General features: G+C 42.3%; 5 protein-coding genes. 3 read left to right on the top strand and 2 right to left on the bottom strand.

Going from position 1 to position 3,172, the window contains the following annotated elements; genetic code table 11:
• Positions 1–863 (top strand): molecular chaperone DnaJ (locus C1642_RS12575; protein WP_228153862.1); only part of this gene is annotated, 863 nt, incomplete at its 5' end.
• Positions 864–977: 114 nt separating this feature from the next.
• On the opposite strand, the gene C1642_RS12570 is transcribed toward C1642_RS12575, so the two are convergent.
• Complete coding sequence (locus C1642_RS12570) at positions 978–1,328, bottom strand: hypothetical protein (RefSeq protein ID WP_000555697.1); 351 nt, start codon at positions 1,326–1,328, stop codon at positions 978–980.
• A gap of 184 nt (positions 1,329–1,512) precedes the next feature.
• On the opposite strand from C1642_RS12570, the gene dapB reads away from it, so the two are divergent.
• Positions 1,513–2,334 carry a 4-hydroxy-tetrahydrodipicolinate reductase gene (gene dapB, locus C1642_RS12565; RefSeq protein WP_001271389.1) on the top strand — a complete coding sequence of 274 codons (822 nt, stop codon included), beginning with the start codon at positions 1,513–1,515 and terminating at the stop codon, positions 2,332–2,334.
• A gap of 51 nt (positions 2,335–2,385) precedes the next feature.
• Positions 2,386–3,039 (top strand): START domain-containing protein, encoded by a 654-nt coding sequence (locus tag C1642_RS12560; RefSeq protein WP_001036017.1) that lies wholly within the window; start codon positions 2,386–2,388, stop codon positions 3,037–3,039.
• Positions 3,040–3,078: 39 nt separating this feature from the next.
• Here C1642_RS12560 and C1642_RS19295 read toward each other — a convergent pair.
• Positions 3,079–3,172, bottom strand: a 94-nt coding sequence (locus C1642_RS19295; RefSeq protein WP_228153864.1) for a hypothetical protein, incomplete at its 5' end; no start/stop codon positions are given.

Genomic DNA, 3,172 nt, shown 5'->3' with positions numbered 1-3,172 from the left:
GCTTTGGCGGTTTCAGTGCAGAAGATATTTTTAGCCAGTTCGGTGATATCTTTGGTGGAGCGTTTGGTGGCGGCGGACGTCAGCAACGCCAACGTCGCGGTTCAGATTTACGCTATGTAATGGAACTTACCCTTGAGGAAGCTGTAAAAGGGGTTAAAAAAACAATTACCTTTACTGCTCCAGCACCATGTGATGTGTGTGATGGTAAAGGCTCTAAAAATCCAAAAGATGTAGAAACTTGTAAAACTTGTCACGGTTCAGGACAAGTGCGTATGCAGCAAGGTTTCTTCTCTGTACAACAAACTTGTGGCACATGTCGTGGCCAAGGCAAAATTATTAAAAACCCATGCCATGCATGTCATGGTTCAGGTGTAGCAGATCGTCAGCAAACATTAGAAGTGACGATTCCAGCGGGTGTGGATAATGGTGACCGCGTTCGTTTAAGTGGTAAAGGCGAGGCTATTCGTGATGGTCAAGCTGGTGACTTATACGTTGAAGTGGTTGTTCGTGAACACGAAATTTTCCAACGTGATGGTGCCGATTTATATATGGACGTACCAGTAAGCATTGCTGATGCTGCACTTGGTAAAGAAATTGAAATCCCGACTTTGGAAGGCCGAGTTAGCTTGAAGATTCCTGAGGGAACTCAAACAGGTAAATTATTCCGTTTACGTGGTAAAGGTGTGCGCCCTGTACGTAGCAGTATGGTAGGTGATCTACTTTGCCGTATCGTGGTAGAAACACCGGTTAACCTAACCTCTCGTCAACGTGAATTACTTAAAGAATTACAAGCATCTTTCGATGGTGAAGACAGTGCCTCTTCACCAAAGAAAAAATCTTTCTTTGATCGCTTATTCGATTAATGATTGATTAGATCAGAAATTAAAAAGAAGGCGGATATTGATAAAATATCCGCCTTTTTATTGCGCTGATTCATCTTATTATTTTTATTCTGCTTAAAAGAAAATGACTCGTAATTATTCTGTAGGATGAGCGACATCAATATCATCAACACTTACGTTGAGTTCACTTGATGCAACTGGAGCCACTATAGCTTCGACAGTAGCTTGAGGAGCTGGTTGTACAGCTGCCTTTAGGGTTTCTTCAGTTTTTTCTTTAATGATTGGATCAATATCTTCAACTTTAACCTCAGCATTAGCATCGCTTGTTTGCGCTGTAGGTGTTGCTGCTTGAGTATTTACGTTTGTTGTAATACGTGCTTTAGATAAGCTCTCTAATGTTTCTCCGGGCTGGATTGCAGGTTCTGCAAATGCCACTGAACTTATTATCCCCATAATGGCGGTTAGGCCAATAATTTTCGAATGCATGCTGAACTCCTTATAGTCATCTTTTTTTCATTCGTGGCTCAGTAGTGTGCAGATCAATTCTTTAACTTTTGTGAAAACAGATTAAATTCCGGTTCCCTTTAAAAAATATTTTTTACCTTTTATTGTGGGCAAAGAGTTTTGATATAGTAAGCCAATTACGTAAAACAGAAGATTGGGAAGGATTATGTCAGCAGCTCCACGCATTGGTATTTTGGGTGCAGGCGGCCGTATGGGTCGTACACTTATTCAAGCAGTTCAACAAGCAGGCTATCAATTGGCTGCGGCAGTAGAGCGTCCAGAAAGTAGTTTGGTCGGCACAGATGCTGGTGAACTTGCAGGAATTGGTTCAGTGGGAGTGAAGGTTTCAGGAAGCTTGGCTGATGTACTTAAAGATTGCGATGTAATCATTGATTTTACTGCACCAGCTGCAACCGCCCAGCATTTAAAGCTATGTCGTGAAGCGGGCGTGGCTATGGTGATTGGCACCACAGGGATGTCTGATGAGCAAAAGGCTGAATTGGATGAAGCAGCAACGCATACACCTGTTGTATATGCTGCGAACTACTCTGTTGGCGTAAATGTATCAATCAAGTTACTTGAGCTTGCAGCAAAAGTATTTGGCGATACAGTAGATATTGAAGTAATTGAAGCTCACCACCGTCATAAAGTAGATGCACCATCTGGTACTGCATTAATGATGGGTGAAGCAATTGCGGATACGTTAGGCCGTAACTTAAAAGAAGTTGCTGTTTATGGTCGTGAAGGGCATACCGGTCCACGTGATCGTCAAACCATTGGTTTCGAAACCATCCGTGGTGGCGATATTGTAGGGGAACATACGGTCATGTTTATTGGTGAGGGTGAGCGTGTTGAAGTGACTCACAAAGCCACTAACCGTATGAACTTTGCTGCCGGTGCAGTACGAGCTGCTGCATGGGTAGTGGGCCGTGAAGCGCGTAAATATGACATGAAAGATGTTTTAGGGTTGAACGACGTACAGGTGTAAACCATCTGTACACTTCCCATATGTGGCGAGAAAAACAAGATAGAGCAGAACATGAATAAAAAACAAATTGCTTTGACCACTCTTCTTTGCTTAAGCAGCCTCTATACAGGGGCTGCCTCTACAGACAAGGCTAAACTCAGCCTAGACCGTAATCATATTAAAGTGTGGACCTATCAAAAAGCAGATAACCCAGTCTTTCAATATAAGGCGGAAACAACGTTTGATGTACCCCTTGAACGCGCTGTGGCGGTAATTTTAGATGTAGATCGTGCAGCTCAATGGGTACCTTATATGGGCAAGGTCCAAATGCTTTCTCAGGATGAAAAGAAAGGCGAATTCACTTTATATATGGTGTTAGATTTTCCTTTTCCGCTAAAAGATCGCGATGTAGTGGTTAAAGGAAAAATGAGTAAAGCAGCCAATGGCCTAATTACTATTAAAAATACGGCAGTTAATAGTAACTATCCGATACAACCCGATGTCGTGCGTCTAACACGCTATGAAGGGGATTGGACATTCCAGAAACTTGCCAATAATAAAGTTAAAGTCACCACTAGTGGCTATGCTGATCCAGCGGGTGCAATTCCTTTAAGCTTCGTCAATATGTTTGTTCAACAGCAACCTTATCAGATGCTGCTTAAAATGAAACGGGAAGTGATGAACCCGATTTATGAGCAACCTAAGTTGCCGGAAATTTTAAAATAAATAAGCTAAAAAAAGCGCCTGATCTCAGGCGCTTTTTTATTAGTCTGAACACTGTTGTAAGGTTTGAGCGGGGCTGCTTTCTCGTTTGATTTGGAATAAAACCAATAACAAACCTAGTCCTGCCAGTAAGGCA

It is taken from the genome of Acinetobacter sp. AKBS16, assembly GCF_002899995.1.
GTDB lineage: Bacteria > Pseudomonadota > Gammaproteobacteria > Pseudomonadales > Moraxellaceae > Acinetobacter > Acinetobacter baumannii.
The sequence above is the reverse complement of the archived record's forward strand: the minus strand, read 5'-3'. Positions and strand labels throughout refer to the sequence as shown.

What these genes read in the sequence shown, in the direction of transcription:
- C1642_RS12570 (WP_000555697.1), bottom strand. Translation starts at nt 1,328, where the DNA reads ATGCATTCGAAAATTATTGGCCTAACCGCCATTATGGGGATAATAAGT.
- dapB (WP_001271389.1), top strand. Translation starts at nt 1,513, where the DNA reads ATGTCAGCAGCTCCACGCATTGGTATTTTGGGTGCAGGCGGCCGTATG.
- C1642_RS12560 (WP_001036017.1), top strand. Translation starts at nt 2,386, where the DNA reads ATGAATAAAAAACAAATTGCTTTGACCACTCTTCTTTGCTTAAGCAGC.